The organism is Curtobacterium sp. Curtsp57 (assembly GCF_047324335.1).
Taxonomy (GTDB): domain Bacteria; phylum Actinomycetota; class Actinomycetes; order Actinomycetales; family Microbacteriaceae; genus Curtobacterium.
The window spans coordinates 2846266-2862774 of sequence record NZ_CP168511.1 but is presented as its reverse complement, the minus strand read 5'-3'; the positions used below and the strand labels follow the sequence as shown (position 1 = coordinate 2862774).

Below are 16509 nucleotides of genomic sequence, written 5' to 3'. Positions count from 1 at the left end.
GATCATGACACCCGATCGGCAACGGGCAGCGCCTCACCGACGGCGACCGGAGCGTCACCCTGGTCAGGGACCGGCAGCCGTTCCCCGTCCCGCCGGGCGGACTCGAGCGCGATCAGCCCGGGCAACGTGTACCGCGCTGCCTGCCACGCGTTGACCGGCGGCAGTACTCCGTCGTTGACCGCACGGACGAAGTCGTCGACCAGCAGGTGGTGCGATCCTTCGTGCCCGTTCGGCGCGAACGCGAACTCTTCGGGCAACCGGTCCGTCAGCGCGTCGTGCACCGGCGCGTGCCCGGAGATGAACGAGCTGCGGAGCGCCGGGGAGACGTCCGCCAGGCGCGGGTCGTCCTCGGACATGGTCGGACGCGTCGCGATCTGGTCGGAGACGTCGGTGACCCCGTCACGGTCCTGCCAGACGGAGTTCGTCACGAGCTGCTCGAAGCTGCCGTCGGTGCCGAACCACCGGAAGCGGCTCTCGCGGATGTAGGACGGGAAGCCGACGCGACGGAACTCGTTGATGCGCATCGAGCCGCCGCCGTCGAGTTCGAACAGTGCCGTCATGTTGGAGAAGTCGTTGTCGAACATGCTGACCTCGGTGTCGAAGACCCCGTCGCCGCGGTCGTCGTGCACCCCGATGCAGCTCACACTGACCGCGTGCCGCGGCACCGCACCGAGGACACCGCCGATCGCGTGGGTCGGGTACCACATGGGCGGATAGCTCGCCGTGGCCTTCCACTCGTCGCCGCCGCTGTACTTGTACGCGTCGTAGAAGCCGAGGTCCATGTCGTGGACGTAGTCACCCTCGGCGTAGAACACCCGGCCGAACGCGCCTTGCTCCGCCTTCTGCCGCGCGAACACCGTCGCCGGGTTGTACTGACTGGTCTCGCCCATCATGTAGGTGAGCCCGGTCTCCTGCACCGCGGCGATGATCGACTCGATCTCGGTCAGCGCGGTCGCCATCGGGACGGCCGAGTACACGTGCTTGCCCGCACGCAGCGCCTGCAGCACGAGCGGTCCGTGCGTCCAGCGCTGGGTGAAGATCGCGACGGCGTCGACGTCCGGGCTCGCGAGCATCGCCTCGAAGCTCGGGAAGGTCCCGGCGAGGGCGAGCTCGTCGACGAGCTGCTCGGCGCGCTCCGGGATGACGTCCGTGGCGTAGACGTCGGAGATGCCGGGGTGCTTGTCGAACAGGGTCGCGAAGTGGCTGGCGAACTGGCCGGCTCCGACCATGCCGAGGGTGAACGTCATGCTGGCTCCTTGGGTGGGTGTGCGTCGTTGCTCGACCATTGTGGCCATGCGGGTTTACTCGTGTCAACGGCTGGTCCTCGATGTGCAGGGCCATGTATCCACGGGCACATGTGGAGGAGTGGGCACCCCGGATCCCAGCCGGCGGCGCGACCATCCCGCCATGGCCGATCGATCCCTGTCCACCGCCGTCGAGTCCCGCATCGACCGCGCCGCCCGCCGCGTGCTCGACGCCGGACGGCAGCCCCGGACGCCGATCCGCGAGTTCGTCACCGAGTTCCTGGTCTTCGGCGCGAAGCAGGCGTGGGCGTGCACGTTCGGGGCGCTGCTGCTCGGCGTGATCGCGCTCGCACGCATCGCCTGGCCCGATGACGCCCCGGTCGCCAGGAACGACGCCCTGACGATCGCCGCGATCGCCATCCAGGTCGCGATGCTCGTGTTCGGACTCGAGGCCGTGCGCGAGCTCCGTGTCGTGCTGCTCTTCCACGTCGTCGGCACGGTCATGGAGGTCTTCAAGACCGACGTCGGCTCGTGGGCGTACGACACGGGCGGCCTGCTGCACGTCGCCGGCGTCCCGCTGTTCTCCGGCTTCATGTACGGCGCGGTCGGGTCGTACATGGTCCGCGTCTACCGCCTCTTCGACCTCCGGTTCTCGCGCTACCCGAAGCAGTGGCACACCGCAGTGGTCGCCGCAGGCGTCTACGTGAACTTCTTCGCACACCACTTCGTCTGGGACGCGAGGTACGTGCTGCTCGCGCTCGTGGTGGTGCTGTTCGCCAGGACGACGATGCACGTGCGCGTCTACCGGACGACGATCCGGATGCCGATCCTCGTGGCGATGGGGCTGGTCGCGGTGTTCATCTGGATCGCCGAGAACGTCGCGACCTGGGCGGGGGCGTGGTCCTACCCGGCACAGGTGGCCGCCTGGCACCCTGTCGCACCGACGAAGATCGTGGCGTGGCTGCTGCTCATGACGATCTCGGTCGCACTCGTCACGTGGCTCTCCCCACCGCGCCCGCTCTCGGCCCGCTCGGTGAACTCCCGACCCGCACCGACCCATCCCGCAGCCCGCGCCCGTAGAGTGCATGCACGGACGGCAGCACCGGCGTCCGCTCGCCGCGAATCCTCAGCCTTTCGGCGCGACGCACACCTAGGCTGAGAGGACGCGAAGGAACGGTCCATCGTTCCCGCTCGACGACCCGAATCCAGAGGAATCACGAGGACACCATGGCTTTCAAGCCCGGTTTCGACCAGTCCCCCGCCTTCAACGACGCGGGCCGGAACGCTTGGGGCGCCGGCGCCAACTCGCAGCAGGCCGGATGGGGCCAGACCCCGCAGCAGTCGGCGGGCATGACGCCCGAGCAGCTGCAGCACATGTACGACCGTCCGTCGGCGAGCACGGTCGACACCGACCGCATGTCGTACGAAGACACCATCGTCAAGACGCTCATGGCGTTCGGTGTGCTCATCGTCGGCGCGGTCGCCGGGTGGAACCTCCCCCCGATCGTCTGGATCGCGGGCGCGATCATCGGGTTCGTCCTGGCGCTCGTCAACACCTTTAAGAAGAAGCCGTCCGGTGGCCTCGTGCTCGCGTACGCCTTCTTCGAGGGGCTCTTCGTCGGCGGCATCTCCGGCGCCTACAACTCCATGTGGGACGGCATCGTCACGCAGGCGGTCTTCGGCACCCTCGGCGTGTTCTTCGTCACGCTGCTGCTGTTCCGTTCGGGCAAGGTCCGTGCGACCCCGAAGATGACGCGGTTCTTCCTCGTCGCGATGGTCGGGTACATGGCGTTCTCGCTCGTCAACCTGGTCCTGATGTGGACCGGCGTCACCAACACGGCGTTCGGGCTGCTCGGCACGACGGTGTTCGGTATCCCCCTCGGCGTCCTGATCGGCATCTTCGTGGTCCTGATGGCCGCGTACTCGCTCGTCCTCGACTTCGACCAGATCAAGACCGGTGTCGAGCGCGGTGCCCCGCGCATCTACGGCTGGACCGCGGCGTTCGGCCTCATCGTGACGCTCGTCTGGCTGTACCTCGAGATCCTGCGCATCCTCGCCATCGTCGCGAGCAGCTCCCGCAACTAGCGGCAGCGCACACACGAAGGGCCCCGGCACTCGCCGGGGCCCTTCGTCGTGGTGGTCCGCCGCCCGCAGCCCGTCGCCCGTCGCGCGCTCGCCCGTCGCCCGACCGGTCACAACTCCCCGCTCAGGTTCGCCGACCGGTCACGAAACGTCGTTCGGAGCGCCGACGACCGACGGTCTGTGACCACTCCACGAACGTGAGCGGGGTGTTGCGACCACCCGGCACGGGGCACCCGGCACGCGGGCACTCGGCACCGGGCCCGGGGGCACGGGGCACCCGGCACGCGGGCACCCGGCACCGGGCCCGGGGGCACGGGGCACGGGGCACCCGGCACGCGGGCACCCGGCACCGGGCCCGGGGGCACGGGGCACCCGGCACGGGCACGCGGCACGCGCACGGGGGCACGGGGGCGCCGGCACGGGCACGGGCACGGCGGTATCGGGGGACAGGGGCACCCGCACCCGCGGCGCGCCCCACACACGCCGGAGGCCCGCCGAGCATTGCTCGACGGGCCTCCGGCGTCAGGGGAGCATCACTCCCACTCGATCGTCCCCGGCGGCTTCGACGTGACGTCGAGCACGACCCGGTTGACGTCGCGCACCTCGTTCGTGATGCGGTTCGAGATCCTCGCGAGCACGTCGTACGGCAGACGGGTCCAGTCGGCGGTCATCGCGTCCTCGGACGAAACCGGGCGGAGCACGATCGGGTGCCCGTACGTGCGCCCGTCGCCCTGGACGCCCACGGAGCGGACGTCCGCGAGGAGCACGACCGGGCACTGCCAGATCTCGTCGTCCAACCCCGCAGCGGTCAGTTCTTCACGCGCGATCTTGTCGGCCGCGCGCAGGATCTCCAACCGCTCCTTGTCGACGGACCCGACGATGCGGATGCCGAGCCCGGGGCCGGGGAAGGGCTGGCGGCCGACGATGACCTCGGGGAGCCCGAGCTCGCGGCCGACGGCACGGACCTCGTCCTTGAAGAGCGCACGGAGGGGCTCGACGAGCTCGAACGTCATGTCCTCAGGCAGACCACCGACGTTGTGGTGCGACTTGATGTTCGCGGTACCGGAGCCGCCACCCGACTCGACGACGTCCGGGTACAACGTGCCCTGCACGAGGAACTTGACCTCGGCGTCGCCGTCGGACGCGCGGGCTTCGAGCACGAGTGCCTCGGCGGCGGCCTCGAACGTGCGGATGAACTCGCGCCCGATGATCTTGCGCTTCTGCTCCGGGTCGCTCACGCCGGCGAGGGCGTCGAGGAACTGCTGCTCGGCGTCGACCGTGATCAGGCGGACGCCGGTCGAGGCGACGTAGTCCTCCTCGACCTGCTTGCGCTCGTCGGCACGCAGGAGCCCGTGGTCGACGAAGACGCAGGTCAGCTGGTCACCGACGGCCTTGTGGACGATCGCTGCGGCGACGGCGGAGTCGACCCCACCGGACAGCCCGGCGATGACGCGGGAGGACCCGACCTGCGCGCGGATGCGGGCGACCTGCTCCTCGATCACGTTGGACGAGTTCCAGTCGCCGGGGAGCCCGGCCGCCTTGTGCAGGAAGTTCTCGATGATCTCCTGCCCGTGCTCCGAGTGCTTCACCTCGGGGTGCCACTGCACACCGTAGAGCTTGCGCTCGTCGGACGCGAAGGCCGCGACGGGAGTGGACGCACTCGACGCGAGCACGTCGAAGCCGGCAGGTGCCGCCGACACGGAATCGCCGTGCGACATCCAGGTCGTCTGGGCGGCCGGCTGTCCACCGAGCAGGACGGAATCGGTCCCGCTCACCTCGACGGAAGTGGCGCCGTACTCGCGGAGACCGGTGTTCGCCACCGTCCCACCGAGCGCCGATGCCATGGCCTGGAAGCCGTAGCAGATGCCGAGGACCGGGACGCCGAGCTCGAGGATGTCACCGTCGAGCGACGGTGCGCCTTCCTCGTACACGGACGACGGCCCGCCGGACAGCACGATCGCTGCCGGGGCCTTCGCACGGACCTCGTCCGCGGTGATGGAGTGCGGGACGATCTCGCTGTAGACGTTCGCTTCCCGCACGCGGCGAGCGATGAGCTGCGCGTACTGGGCTCCGAAGTCGACGACGAGGACGGGACGCTGTTCGGTCTCGCTCACCGAGCGGCCTCCTTCTCACGCGCCTGTTGCGCGGTCAGCTCGTGGTAGGTGTCCATGGCGATCTTCTGCATGCGGTGCTCGACCACGAACGACATGAACGGGATGATGCCCCCGAGGGCGATGAGCAGGAACCGGATCGGCTTCCAGCGCATGATGCTCCACAGACGGAAGTCCGTGAACAGGTACAGCACGTACAGCCAACCGTGGGCGATGAGGATGCCGATCGACAGGTTGAAGGTGCCGGGGTCCTTGCCCGCAGTGCCCTCCGGTACGAAGAACGCCCCGCCGCCGAGCTGCATCTCGAGGTGCAGCGGCGTGTACTTGATGACCATCTCGACCACCAGGGCGAGCAGCAGCACACCGGTGATGTACGCCGAGACGCGGTACCACTTCACCGCTCCCGGGATCTTCGGGATGTCGCGGGTTCGGACGGTCAGAGCCATATCGGCCATCCTACCGTCGTGCGAGCATGACCTCTTCGTCCTCGTTCTCGCGCTCCCAGGCGTCCTTCACGAAGCGCCACCAGAGGAACACGGCGAACCCGGCGAAGACGACCCACTCGACCGCGTAGAACAGGTTCAACCAGTCGAACTGGACGTCGCGGGTCGGTGCACGGTCGGCCACGGTGGACAGGTCCGCTGCCTTCGCCGTGGCGCCGTCCGCGACGACGTAGCCGCCGTACATGCGGTCGTCGAACGCCTTCCACGTGTTCACGAACCGCGCGGGTGCCACGGCGGAGTACTCGTTCTGCTGGAACGAGTCCTGGTCCGGGGACTCGGACGGGTAGTACCGCCCCTGCACCGTGACGGTCGCGCCGTCCGCCAGGCGGTCACCGCCGGCGACGGCGGCTGCCTTCTGGTCGGACCAGCCGATGACGACCGGGAGGCTCGCTCCGGTGGTCGTGTCGACCATGTGTCCGACGGTCTGGTACTTCCCACCCCCGCTGCGCCCGGTCAGGACGGTCGTGTCACCTTCCACGAAGCGGCCGGTGACGGTCACTTTCTGACCGGCGAGGCTGTCACCCACCCCGCGCTCGGGCTTCGACACGTCCGACAACACGTGGCGCGTCTCGGTGGTGGCCGGGAGCGGCTTGCCGTTCTCGATGCTGCGCTCGAGTTGCCACTTGCCGAGGAATGCGAACACCGCTGCGAGGACCAGCGCGAGCAGCAGCAGCGCGATCCATCTCGGTCGTCGGGCTACGGCCCACATGCGTATCAGTACTCCGGATCGCGCTGGCGTGCCGGGCGTTCGGGGCGCTCGGCGGGGATCTCGACCGACGACGTCCCCGTGCTCACCGTCTCCGGTTCACGCTCGGATGTCGTCTCCGGTCGACCATACTCGCGCTCTTCGCTGCCAGCAGCCTCCACGAGGGCGATCTCCTCGGCGAACCGGGCATCGCGTTCGGCCTTGCGCGCAGCCGCCGCCTCGGCGGCGGCGCGCTCGCGCCCGCGCAACTTGCGCACCCGGGCAGGACGGACCACGAGGCGGCCGATCCGGTCCGAGTTCGAGGCGAGCAACGGCCCCAGGATCGCCATGATGAGGACGTACAGGCCCGCGAACGCGGTGATCCGTGCCTCCAGTCCGGCGGCAGCCGAGAGCGTCGCGAGGATCAGCGCGAACTCGCCACGGTTCACCAGGATCACCGCGGTGTTGATCCCCTGCTGGACGGAGAAGCCGTTCATCCGGGCGACGAGCTGCCCTGCGACGGCGTTCAGCACGACCGTCATGCCGACCGCCGCGAGGACCGGCCAGAGCACCTCGCCGAACGTGGCGATGTCGAGACCGAGGCCGAAGTTGACGAAGAAGAACGCCGCGAAGACGTCACGCATCGGGAGCGCCAGCTGCTCGATGCGGTCGCGGTATCGCGTCGCGCCGCAGAGCAGGCCGATCACGAACGCGCCGATCGCGTCGGTCACGCCGAGGAGCTCCCCGATGCCACCGAACATCACGGCGAGACCGAAGAACAGGATCGTGAAGAGCTCGTCGTCACGCGTCGCGAAGATCCGCGACACCTGTTTGCCGCCCCACCGCGCCAGGCTGAACATCACGATGAGGAACCCGAACGCCAGCCCGAGCTTGCCGATCACGCCCCACACGTTCGTGTCGCCGGACAGCACGACGGAGACGATCGCGAGGTAGATCGCGATGAAGACGTCCTCGATCACGGTGACGCCGAGGATCATCGGGGTCTCGTCGTTGGCCAGACGGCGGAGTTCGATGAGCAGCTTCGTGACGATCGCACTGGACGACGTCGCCGTCATCCCGGCGATGATCAGGGCTTCCCGGGTGCCCCAGCCCAGGGAGAACCCGAAGGCGAACCCGACGCCCATGTTGATCGCGACGTACGTGCCGCCGGACACCAGGAGTTTGCCGGCGTTGCCGTAGAACTCTTCCTGGTCGAACTCCAGCCCCAGGTTGAACAGCAGCAGGATCAGGCCGAAGGTGGCGATGAGCTCGATCGTGTGCGATTCGACGCTCAGCCCGATCCACGGCGTGTGCGGGCTCGCGATGAGCCCGACGATCATGTAGATCGGGATGGCTGGCAGGCCGATCAGCTTGCCGAGGCGTCCGAGGACGTAGGCGATGAGGAACAGGCCGCCGATGGTGAGCAGCTCACCACCCAGGTGCATCCGCGCTACCTTCCGGGCGGGGCCTCGGCAGCTGCTGCCGCCGCGAGCTCACCGCTGCGGTAGAACGAGAAGGCCTTCGCGACCTTCTCGGGAGCGCCGGCGACGACGATCGTGTCACCCGGGAAGACGACGAAGTCCGGTGACGGCGCCGGGTTGGCGCTGTCGCCACGGACGACGGCCACGACGGTCAGGCCGATGAAGCCCGAGTCGTGCAGGTCGCCGAGCGGCTTACCGGCGATCGCGTCGTCGTAGTCGACCGAGAACCAGTCGATCGACAGCCCGGGGATCTCGTCGAGCTTGTCGAGCCCCTCGGTGATGCGGGTCCCGCCGAGCAGCTCGGCGAGGGTGTGCGCTTCGTCCTCGCTGAGGCGCAGCGACACCTTCTCCGACTTGTCGGCGCCGTCGGAGACGTCCGCGAAGGAGATGAGGTCGGAGTGTCCCGACCGGTGCGTGATGACACCACACTTGCCACCGTCGTCGGTGTAGAAGCTGTGCAGCACGCCGACTCCGGGGAGTTTGACGCGGTGAACGTCGACCATGATGGCTCCCTTTTCGAGTACGCCCATGCTAACCACCGATGGCCCCGGCGCATTCCATCTGTGGAGATCGCATCGCGCGGTCAGCGGACGTCGGCTCCCGCGTCCCGTGCAGCAGTCAGGAGCGCTCCGTCGACGACGAGCTCGACGACCGCGGCGATCTCCGGCGCCAACCACCGATCGTCGCCAGGACCGGCCACGCGCTGCCGGAGCGCGGCCCGGACCGCGCCGGTCACGGGTGCCGACGACTCCCCGCGGAAGTCCGCCGCCCGAGCCGCGGTCATGATCTCGATCGCGAGCACACGCCCGAGTCCGTCGACCGCGCGACGGAGCTTCCGCGCGGCGCCCCAGCCCATCGACACGTGGTCCTCCTGCATCGCAGACGTCGGGATCGAGTCCACCGACGCCGGCACCGCGAGCCGCTTCAGCTCGGAGACGATCCCGGCCTGGGTGTACTGCGCGATCATGTGCCCGGAGTCCACGCCGGGGTCGTTCGCCAGGAACGGCGGCAACCCTCCGGACCGGCTCGCGTCCAGGAACCGATCCGTCCGTCGCTCCGACATGCTCGCGACGTCAGCCACCGCGATCGCGACGAAGTCGAGCACGTAGCCGATCGGCGCCCCGTGGAAGTTGCCGTTCGACTCCACACGCCCGTCGATCGTCACGACGGGGTTGTCGACCGCCGACGCGAGCTCACGCGAGGCGACGAGCGCCGCGTGGTCGAGGGTGTCGCGCGCCGCACCGTGCACCTGGGGTGCGCACCGTAGCGAGTAGGCGTCCTGCACCCGGGTGAAGCCGGACGAGCGATGTGCGGCGATGACGGGTGACCCGTCGAGGGCGGCGCGCATGTTCGCTGCCGACCGCGCCTGCCCCGGGTGCGGCCGGAGCGCCTGCAGATCGGCGGCGAACACCGTGTCCGTCCCGGCGAGCCCCTCGACGCTCATGGCGGCGGCGAGGTCGGCGGTGGCGACGAGGTCCCGCAGGTCTGCCAGCGCGAGGAGGAGCATCCCGAGCATGCCGTCGGTGCCGTTGATGAGCGCGAGGCCTTCCTTCTCGCGGAGGACGAGTGGCTCGATGCCCGCAGCGGCGAGCGCATCGGCGGCCGGCATCGGGACGCCGTCGACCCGCACCTCGCCCTCGCCCATCGCGGCGAGCGCACAGTGCGCCAGCGGTGCGAGGTCGCCGGAGCAGCCCAGGCTGCCGTACTCGCCGATCACGGGCGTGATCCTGGCGTTCAGCAGCGACGCGTACGTCAGCGCGACGTCCGGCCGGACCCCGGTGCGACGGGTCGCCAGGGTGGAGAGCCGCAGGAGCATGAGCGCACGGACGACCTCGTCCTCGATCGCCGGACCGCTCGACGCGGCGTGGCTCCGGACGAGGGACGCCTGCAGCTGCTTCCGTCGGTCGAACGGGATCTGCTTCGTGGCGAGTGCGCCGAACCCCGTCGAGACCCCGTAGTGCGGCGCGGTGTCGTCGGCCAGCGCCTCGATCACCGCGCGGCTGTCGGCCATCGCGACGAGGGACGCCGGGCTGAGCTCGACGAGGGCACCGTGCCGTGCCACGGCGACGACGTCAGCCGGGTCGAGGGCGCCGATGTCGACGGAGACGGGACGAGACGCGATGACGGTCATGGTGCTCCTTTGCTGTACCGGCTACCCGGTACAGCAATTGAAGCACCCGACCGCCTCCGCGACTACTTCGGCTCGGTGGTCTTCTCGCCGACGACCTGCTCGTCGCTCGCCGTCGCCCCCTCGGTGCCCTCGCTCCGCCCGCCGCCGACGACCACGTCGTCCTCCTCGAACCCGAACGCGATGTCCGGCGCTTCGAGACGCACACGGTCAGCGGACGCGTCGTCCGGTTCGAGCTGCGAGGCCCGCTCGGCGGCGACGCGCTTCAGGTAGTTCGACACCTCGGCCTCGGTCTGCTCCTGGTCCCCGAGCACACCGGCCATGAGCTTGGCCGCCACGGGAGCCGCCGACTCGCCACGGTCCCACGCCTCGATGGAGATGCGGGTCCGGCGGGCGAGGACGTCCTCCAGGTGGAGTGCTCCCTCGTGCGAGGCCGCGTACACGACCTCGGCGCCGATGTAGTCGTCCGCACCCGGGAGCGCCTCGGCGAGCGCGGGGTCCTCCTTCACGAGCTGGAGCACCTCGCTGGTGAGCGTGCCGTACCGGTTGAGCAGGTGCTCGACGCGGACCTTGTGCAGCCCGAAGGTGCGGGCGGTGCGTCCGCGCTTGTTCCACGCCGCCGGGTACCCCTCGGCACCGAGCAGCGGGATGTCCTCGGTCGTCGACGCCGGGATCTTGCCGTCCATCGCGGCCACCGCCTCGTCGATGGCGTCCTTGCCCATCACCCGGTAGGTGGTCCACTTGCCACCCGCGACGACCACGAGCCCCGGCACCGTGTGCGCGACGACGTGTTCGCGGCTGAGCTTCGACGTCTGGTCCGACTCCCCCGCGAGCAGCGGCCGGAGTCCGGCGTAGACGCCCTCGACGTCCTCGCGGGTGAGCGGGACGCGGAGCACCTTGTTGACGTGTTCGAGGATGTAGTCGATGTCCGCCGCGGTGGCTGCCGGGTGCGCCTTGTCGAGGTACCAGTCGGTGTCGGTGGTCCCGACGAGCCAGTGCCGTCCCCACGGGATGACGAACAGCACGCTCTTCTCGGTGCGGAGGATCATGCCCATGTTCGACTGGAAGCGGTCGCGTGGGATGACGAGGTGCACGCCCTTCGACGCCCGCACCTTGAACTGCCCCCGCGTGCCCACCATCGCCTGGGTGTCGTCCGTCCAGACACCCGTCGCGTTGACGACCTGCTTGGCCTTGATGTCGAACTTCTCGCCGGTCTGGATGTCGTGCGCGTGTGCGCCGACGACTCGTTCGCCGACCTTGATGAACCCCTCGATGCGGATGCGCGACGCGGCGTGGGCGCCGTAGGACGCAGCCGTCCGGACGAGTGAGGACACGTAGCGGGCGTCGTCCACCTGGGCGTCGTAGTAGGTCATCCCCCCGACGAAGGCGTCCTTCTTCAGGGACGGCATCGAGCGGAGCACCTGCGTGCGGCTGAGGTGTCGGTGGTGCGGGACACCGGGCGGGCGCCCACCCGACCAGCTGAACGCGTCGTACATCGCCATGCCGATGCCGATGTAGAAGCGCTCCCACACGCGGTGGTTCAGCGGGTACAGGAACCGGACCGGCTTCACGAGGTGCGGCGCGATGCGCTGGAGCAGCAGGCCGCGCTCGATGAGGGCCTCTCGGACGAGCCCGAAGTTCAGCTGCTCGAGGTAGCGGATGCCGCCGTGGACGAGCTTCGACGAGCGACTGGACGTCCCGGATCCCCAGTCACGGGCCTCGACGATGCCGACGCTCAGGCCGCGGGTCACCGCATCGAGCGCGCTCCCACCACCGACGATCCCGCCGCCGACGACCAGGACGTCCAGCTCCTTGGTCTTCAGCACCTCGATCGCGGCCGCGCGTTCGTCCGGTCCGAGCTTCGCCCGGGGGTCGAACCCCGCCGTGCCGAATGCTCCGGTCGGTGCCTTCTTGCCCGAGACCGTCGTTGCCATCATCGCCTCCGCGCTGCCGTTGCGAGCGGCGCCGGAGCGTCACCCGCGCTGCACGGGTGCCACCGTCACTGCTGGTGGTACGGCGCCACGACCACTTCTACTCGCTGGAACTCCTTGACGTCGGAGTAACCGGTCGTCGCCATCGAGCGACGCAGCGCCCCGACGATGTTCGCGCGGCCGTCCCACGTCGGGGTCGGGCCGTTGAGGATGTTCTCGAGCGGGGCGATCGTGCCGACCTCGACACGGCGGCCGCGCGGCAGCTCCGGGTGGTGCGCCTCGGCCCCCCAGTGGAACCCGCCGCCGGGGGCTTCGGCCGCACGGGCGAGTGCCGTGCCGAGCATGACGGCGTCGGCACCCATCGCGATCGCCTTGACGACGTCGCCGGCGGTGTCGAGGCCGCCGTCCGCGATGACGTGCACGTAGCGGCCACCCGACTCGTCCATGTAGTCACGGCGGGCGCCGGCGATGTCGGCGACCGCGGTGGCCATCGGCGCGTGGATGCCCAGCGCGGCACGGGTGGTGGAGGCAGCGCCGCCGCCGAACCCGACGAGCACACCGGCGGCACCGGTCCGCATGAGGTGCAGGGCGGCCGTGTAGGTCGACGCACCGCCGACGATCACGGGGACGTCGAGCTCGTAGATGAACTTCTTGAGGTTGAGGGGCTCGGTGCTCTGCGACACGTGCTCCGCGGAGACGGTGGTGCCGCGGATGACGAACAGGTCGACACCGGCGTCGACGACGGTCTGGGAGAACTCCTGCGTGCGCTGGGGGCTGAGCGACCCGGCGACCGGGACCCCGGCGGCACGGATCTCGGCGAGCCGCGCGGTGATGAGCTCGGCCTTGACCGGCTCGGCGTAGATCTCCTGCATGCGCTTCGTGACGTTGCCGTCGGTGAGCGCACGGATCTCGGCGTAGTAGGGCTCCGGGTCCTCGTACCGGGTCCAGAGCCCCTCGAGGTCCAGGACACCGAGGATGCCGGCCTTGCCCATCTGGATGACCGTCGCCGGCGAGGCGACGGAGTCCATCGGCGCGGCGAGGATCGGCGCTTCGAAGGTGAAGGCGTCGATCGACCACTGCACGTTCACGTCACGCGGGTCACGCGTGCGCCGCGAGGGGACCACCGCGATGTCGTCGAACGCGTACGCCCGACGTCCGCGCTTGCCTGCACCGATCTCGACTTCACTCACCCGGCAAGCCTACCGGTGGCCTACCGCGCGCGTCGTCGGCGGAGCATGCGGAGCGTCAGGCCGAGTGCGAGCGCCAGGACGATGAGCACGACGAGCAGCGCCGCCGCGACCTTCACGAGCAGTGCGGCACCGACGAAGAGCACGGCGAAGACGACCCAGACCAGGATGTCCATCGCGATGCTCGAGACGCGTTCCACCTGCGGAACGCTACCCGCATGGCGGAGCCGAGCCGAGCCTCCAGGCTGGGAGAGGGGCCGTGCGGCGCAGAAGCGACTTCGCACGACCCCTCTCGGTCGCCGGTACCGCCCCCACAGCGGCACCGGCATGTCGACCCCGACTCGCGCTAGCGAGCGGCGTCGACGTCCTTCGCGAGCGTCCCCAGGTAGAGCTCGATGACCTTCGGGTCGTCGGCGAGCTCACGCCCGGTGCCCGAGTACGCGTTCTTCCCCTGGTCGAGCACGTACCCACGATCGCAGATCTGCAGACAGCGTCGCGCGTTCTGCTCCACCATGATGATCGACACTCCGGCCTTGTTGATCCGGCGTGTGCGGATGAACGTCTCGTCCTGGCGCACCGGGGACAGCCCGGCGGACGGCTCGTCGAGCAGCAGCACCTTCGGGTCCATCATCAGGGCCCTGGCCATCGCGACCGACTGCCGCTCGCCGCCGGAGAGCGATCCGGCGCGCTGGCCACGACGCTGCCCGAGCACCGGGAACAGGTCGTAGATGACCTCGAGCCGCTCGGCGAACTTCCGCGGCCGCAGGTAGATCCCCATCTGCAGGTTCTCCTCGATGGACAGCGACGGGAACACGTTGTTCGTCTGCGGCACGAACCCGACGCCCGCCTGCACGAGCTTGTTCGCCTTCATGTTGGTGATGTCCTCGCCCTGCAGCGTCACCGAGCCGTCCCGCACGGAGACCAGCCCGAACAGCGCCTTGAGGAGCGTCGACTTGCCGGCTCCGTTCGGGCCGATGATGCCGATGAGCTCACCCGGGTAGCAGTCCAGGTCGCAGCCGTTCAGGATGTTCACCCCCGGCAGGTACCCGGCGACCAGGCCGCTGGCACGCATCACCGGTTCCAGCGTGGCCGTCCCGGTTCCGCCGGCCTGCGCTCCGCCGGTCGGACTGGAGGCACGGGTCGGTTCCGCCCCGTTCGTCGCGTCGGTCATCGGGTCGCCTTCCCGTCGTCGGCGGGGTCCGCCGTGCTGTCTGCTGTCGTGTCCGTTGCGGGTGGCGCCGTCGCGTCTGTCGGCGGCGCCGTGTCGGCAGCGCCCTCGGCGTCCTCCTCGGCGACCTCTTCGGCGAGTTCCTCGTAGGTCTCCTCGGTGAGGAGCGAGTCGTCGCCGAGGTCGGTGTCGTGGTGCGCCCCGAGGTACGCGTCGATGACCGCCTGGTCGTCCATCACCGTGCCGGCCGGCCCCTCGGCGACGACGCGCCCCTCGGCCATGACGACCACCCAGTCCGAGATGTGCCGGACCATGTGCATGTCGTGCTCGACGAAGAGCACGGTCATGCCGTCGTCGCGGAGGGACTGGATGTGCCCGAGCAACGACTGGGTGAGCGCCGGGTTCACGCCGGCCATCGGCTCGTCGAGCATGATCATCGTCGGGTCGGACATCAGCGCCCTGGCCATCTCGAGGAGCTTCCGCTGGCCGCCCGAGAGCGATCCCGCGTAGTCGTCCTTCTTCTCGAGCAGCTTGAACCGGGCGAGGAGTTCCTCGGCCTTCGCGGTGATCTCCCGCTCACGGCGGCGCCAGACCGGTGCGATCAGCGCGGCGAAGAAGTTCTCGCCGGGTTGGTCCTTCGCGCCGAGCAGCATGTTCTGCATCACCGTGAGCCGCGACAGCGCCTTGGTGAGCTGGAAGGTGCGGACCATGCCGGCCCGGGCCACCTTGGCGGCACCGGTGTTGCCGAGGGTCTTGCCGTTGAAGACCCAGCTCGCGTCCTTGCCGCTCGATGGCTTGTCGAACCCGGTGAGGAGGTTGAAGAACGTCGTCTTGCCGGCACCGTTCGGCCCGATCAACGCGGTGATCGAGCCGCGCTGGACCTCGAGGTGGTCGACGTCGACGGCGGTCATGCCGCCGAACTTCCTGGTGATGTTGTCGACGGTGAGGATGGCGTCGGGCTTCGCGGCGCCCGGCGTGTGCGCGACGGTGCTCGTGGAGGTCTCAGACACTGAACGTCAGCTCCTTCTTGTTCCCGAGGAGTCCCTGTGGACGGAAGACGATGAGCAGCATGAGCGCGACGCCGACGAGGACGTAGGAGAACTGCTCCGCCTGCTGCGCGTTCATGATCGAGTTGGGGATGAAGTCGCTCGCGAGCGTCCTGATCGCGAGCCGGACGACGAAGAACAGCACCGAACCGAGCACCGGCCCGAACACCGTCGCCGCGCCGCCGAGGATGAGCGCGGTCCAGATGAAGAACGTCATCGAGCGACCCATCGCGTCCGGTTGCACCGAACTCGGCAGGACGTAGATGACCCCGGCGAGCGCTCCGAGCGCACCACCGAAGACGAGCGCCTGCATCTTGTACGAGTACACGCTCTTGCCGAGGGAGCGCACCGCGTCCTCGTCCTCGCGGATGGCCTTCACGACGCGGCCCCACGGGCTGCGCATGAGCAGGAAGAGCACGAGCGTGAAGAGGGCGACGAGCCCCCACCCGACGATGCGGATCCACCAGCCGTTCACGCCGTTGTTCGAGTACGTGAACCACAGGATCGTGGTCGTGCCGTCCGGCAGGAAGCTCAGCGCGTTGAACGGGTCGCGGTAGGCCGATCCGGCGATGCCGTTCGATCCGCCCGTCGTCGTCGTGAGGAGACTCGACCTGCCGACCATGCGGATGATCTCCGCGCCGGAGATCGTCACGATCGCCAGGTAGTCGCCCCGCAACCGGAGCGTCGGGATGCCGAGGATGATCGCGAAGACGATCGCCACGAGCAGTGCGACGAGGACCGCCATCCCGAACGGCAGCCCGTTCGTGATCGAGATCGCGAAACCGTAGGCGCCGAGCAGCAGGAACGCCGCCTGCCCCATGTTCACGAGCCCGGTGAGCCCGAAGTGCACGTTCAGCCCGATCGCGGCGAGCGCGAACGCTGCCGTGGTGGGCGCGAGTGCCTCCTGCGTCAGTGCGCTGAGGAGGTTGACGATGTAGTCCAT

At 69.2% G+C, this 16509-nt stretch carries 15 protein-coding genes; 2 read left to right on the top strand and 13 right to left on the bottom strand.

The genetic code is table 11. The features are described from left to right. Nucleotides 1-2 precede the first annotated feature (2 nt). Complete coding sequence (locus ACEN9V_RS13665) at nt 3-1247, bottom strand: Gfo/Idh/MocA family oxidoreductase (protein ID WP_413600748.1); 1245 nt, start codon at nt 1245-1247, stop codon at nt 3-5. A 160-nt stretch (nt 1248-1407) separates the two neighbouring features. On the opposite strand from ACEN9V_RS13665, the gene ACEN9V_RS13660 reads away from it, so the two are divergent. Together ACEN9V_RS13660 and ACEN9V_RS13655 are read left to right on the top strand one after the other, a co-directional pair. Beyond that, nucleotides 1408-2403 carry a DUF817 domain-containing protein gene (locus tag ACEN9V_RS13660; protein WP_413600747.1) on the top strand — a complete coding sequence of 332 codons (996 nt, stop codon included), beginning with the start codon at nt 1408-1410 and terminating at the stop codon, nt 2401-2403. 68 nt (nt 2404-2471) lie between these two features. Beyond that, nucleotides 2472-3329, top strand: coding sequence for a Bax inhibitor-1/YccA family membrane protein (locus tag ACEN9V_RS13655; RefSeq protein WP_413600746.1), 858 nt, complete (start codon nt 2472-2474; stop codon nt 3327-3329). Nucleotides 3330-3859: 530 nt separating this feature from the next. On the opposite strand, the gene guaA is transcribed toward ACEN9V_RS13655, so the two are convergent. From guaA to ACEN9V_RS13595, 12 genes are all read right to left on the bottom strand, one after another. Continuing rightward, nucleotides 3860-5440, bottom strand: coding sequence for a glutamine-hydrolyzing GMP synthase (gene guaA / locus ACEN9V_RS13650; RefSeq protein WP_413600745.1), 1581 nt, complete (start codon nt 5438-5440; stop codon nt 3860-3862). Next, nucleotides 5437-5883, bottom strand: a complete 447-nt coding sequence (locus ACEN9V_RS13645) for a DUF3817 domain-containing protein (RefSeq protein ID WP_281265959.1) — start codon at nt 5881-5883, stop codon at nt 5437-5439. Before ACEN9V_RS13645 ends, guaA begins: the two co-directional genes overlap by 4 nt. A gap of 10 nt (nt 5884-5893) precedes the next feature. Beyond that, nucleotides 5894-6649 (bottom strand): SURF1 family cytochrome oxidase biogenesis protein, encoded by a 756-nt coding sequence (locus ACEN9V_RS13640; protein WP_413600744.1) that lies wholly within the window; start codon nt 6647-6649, stop codon nt 5894-5896. A 5-nt stretch (nt 6650-6654) separates the two neighbouring features. After that, complete coding sequence (locus ACEN9V_RS13635; RefSeq protein ID WP_413600743.1) at nt 6655-8070, bottom strand: cation:proton antiporter; 1416 nt, start codon at nt 8068-8070, stop codon at nt 6655-6657. 5 nt (nt 8071-8075) lie between these two features. Next, nucleotides 8076-8609, bottom strand: a complete 534-nt coding sequence (locus tag ACEN9V_RS13630) for a cation:proton antiporter regulatory subunit (RefSeq protein WP_144760467.1) — start codon at nt 8607-8609, stop codon at nt 8076-8078. 80 nt (nt 8610-8689) lie between these two features. Then, nucleotides 8690-10237, bottom strand: coding sequence for a histidine ammonia-lyase (gene hutH, locus ACEN9V_RS13625; RefSeq protein ID WP_413600742.1), 1548 nt, complete (start codon nt 10235-10237; stop codon nt 8690-8692). 62 nt (nt 10238-10299) lie between these two features. Next, nucleotides 10300-12168, bottom strand: coding sequence for a glycerol-3-phosphate dehydrogenase/oxidase (locus ACEN9V_RS13620; RefSeq protein ID WP_413600741.1), 1869 nt, complete (start codon nt 12166-12168; stop codon nt 10300-10302). 65 nt (nt 12169-12233) lie between these two features. Next, nucleotides 12234-13355 (bottom strand): GuaB3 family IMP dehydrogenase-related protein, encoded by a 1122-nt coding sequence (locus ACEN9V_RS13615; protein ID WP_413600740.1) that lies wholly within the window; start codon nt 13353-13355, stop codon nt 12234-12236. A gap of 20 nt (nt 13356-13375) precedes the next feature. Then, nucleotides 13376-13552, bottom strand: a complete 177-nt coding sequence (locus ACEN9V_RS13610) for a hypothetical protein (protein ID WP_281265965.1) — start codon at nt 13550-13552, stop codon at nt 13376-13378. 146 nt (nt 13553-13698) lie between these two features. Then, entirely contained in the window at nt 13699-14523 is an 825-nt protein-coding gene (locus ACEN9V_RS13605) for an ABC transporter ATP-binding protein (protein WP_413600739.1), read from the bottom strand. Next, the gene (locus ACEN9V_RS13600) at nt 14520-15530 is read right to left on the bottom strand and encodes an ABC transporter ATP-binding protein (RefSeq protein ID WP_413600738.1); all 1011 of its coding nucleotides are present in this window, start codon (nt 15528-15530) and stop codon (nt 14520-14522) included. Before ACEN9V_RS13600 ends, ACEN9V_RS13605 begins: the two co-directional genes overlap by 4 nt. Beyond that, nucleotides 15523-16509 (bottom strand): branched-chain amino acid ABC transporter permease, encoded by a 987-nt coding sequence (locus tag ACEN9V_RS13595; protein WP_281265967.1) that lies wholly within the window; start codon nt 16507-16509, stop codon nt 15523-15525. The genes ACEN9V_RS13600 and ACEN9V_RS13595 overlap by 8 nt, the downstream gene beginning before the upstream one ends.

Coding starts and splice junctions, on each gene's coding strand:
- ACEN9V_RS13665 (WP_413600748.1), bottom strand. CDS start 1,247: ATGACGTTCACCCTCGGCATGGTCGGAGCCGGCCAGTTCGCCAGCCAC.
- ACEN9V_RS13660 (WP_413600747.1), top strand. CDS start 1,408: ATGGCCGATCGATCCCTGTCCACCGCCGTCGAGTCCCGCATCGACCGC.
- ACEN9V_RS13655 (WP_413600746.1), top strand. CDS start 2,472: ATGGCTTTCAAGCCCGGTTTCGACCAGTCCCCCGCCTTCAACGACGCG.
- ACEN9V_RS13645 (WP_281265959.1), bottom strand. CDS start 5,883: ATGGCTCTGACCGTCCGAACCCGCGACATCCCGAAGATCCCGGGAGCG.
- ACEN9V_RS13640 (WP_413600744.1), bottom strand. CDS start 6,649: ATGTGGGCCGTAGCCCGACGACCGAGATGGATCGCGCTGCTGCTGCTC.
- ACEN9V_RS13635 (WP_413600743.1), bottom strand. CDS start 8,070: ATGCACCTGGGTGGTGAGCTGCTCACCATCGGCGGCCTGTTCCTCATC.
- ACEN9V_RS13630 (WP_144760467.1), bottom strand. CDS start 8,609: ATGGTCGACGTTCACCGCGTCAAACTCCCCGGAGTCGGCGTGCTGCAC.
- hutH (WP_413600742.1), bottom strand. CDS start 10,237: ATGACCGTCATCGCGTCTCGTCCCGTCTCCGTCGACATCGGCGCCCTC.
- ACEN9V_RS13620 (WP_413600741.1), bottom strand. CDS start 12,168: ATGGCAACGACGGTCTCGGGCAAGAAGGCACCGACCGGAGCATTCGGC.
- ACEN9V_RS13605 (WP_413600739.1), bottom strand. CDS start 14,523: ATGACCGACGCGACGAACGGGGCGGAACCGACCCGTGCCTCCAGTCCG.
- ACEN9V_RS13595 (WP_281265967.1), bottom strand. CDS start 16,509: ATGGACTACATCGTCAACCTCCTCAGCGCACTGACGCAGGAGGCACTC.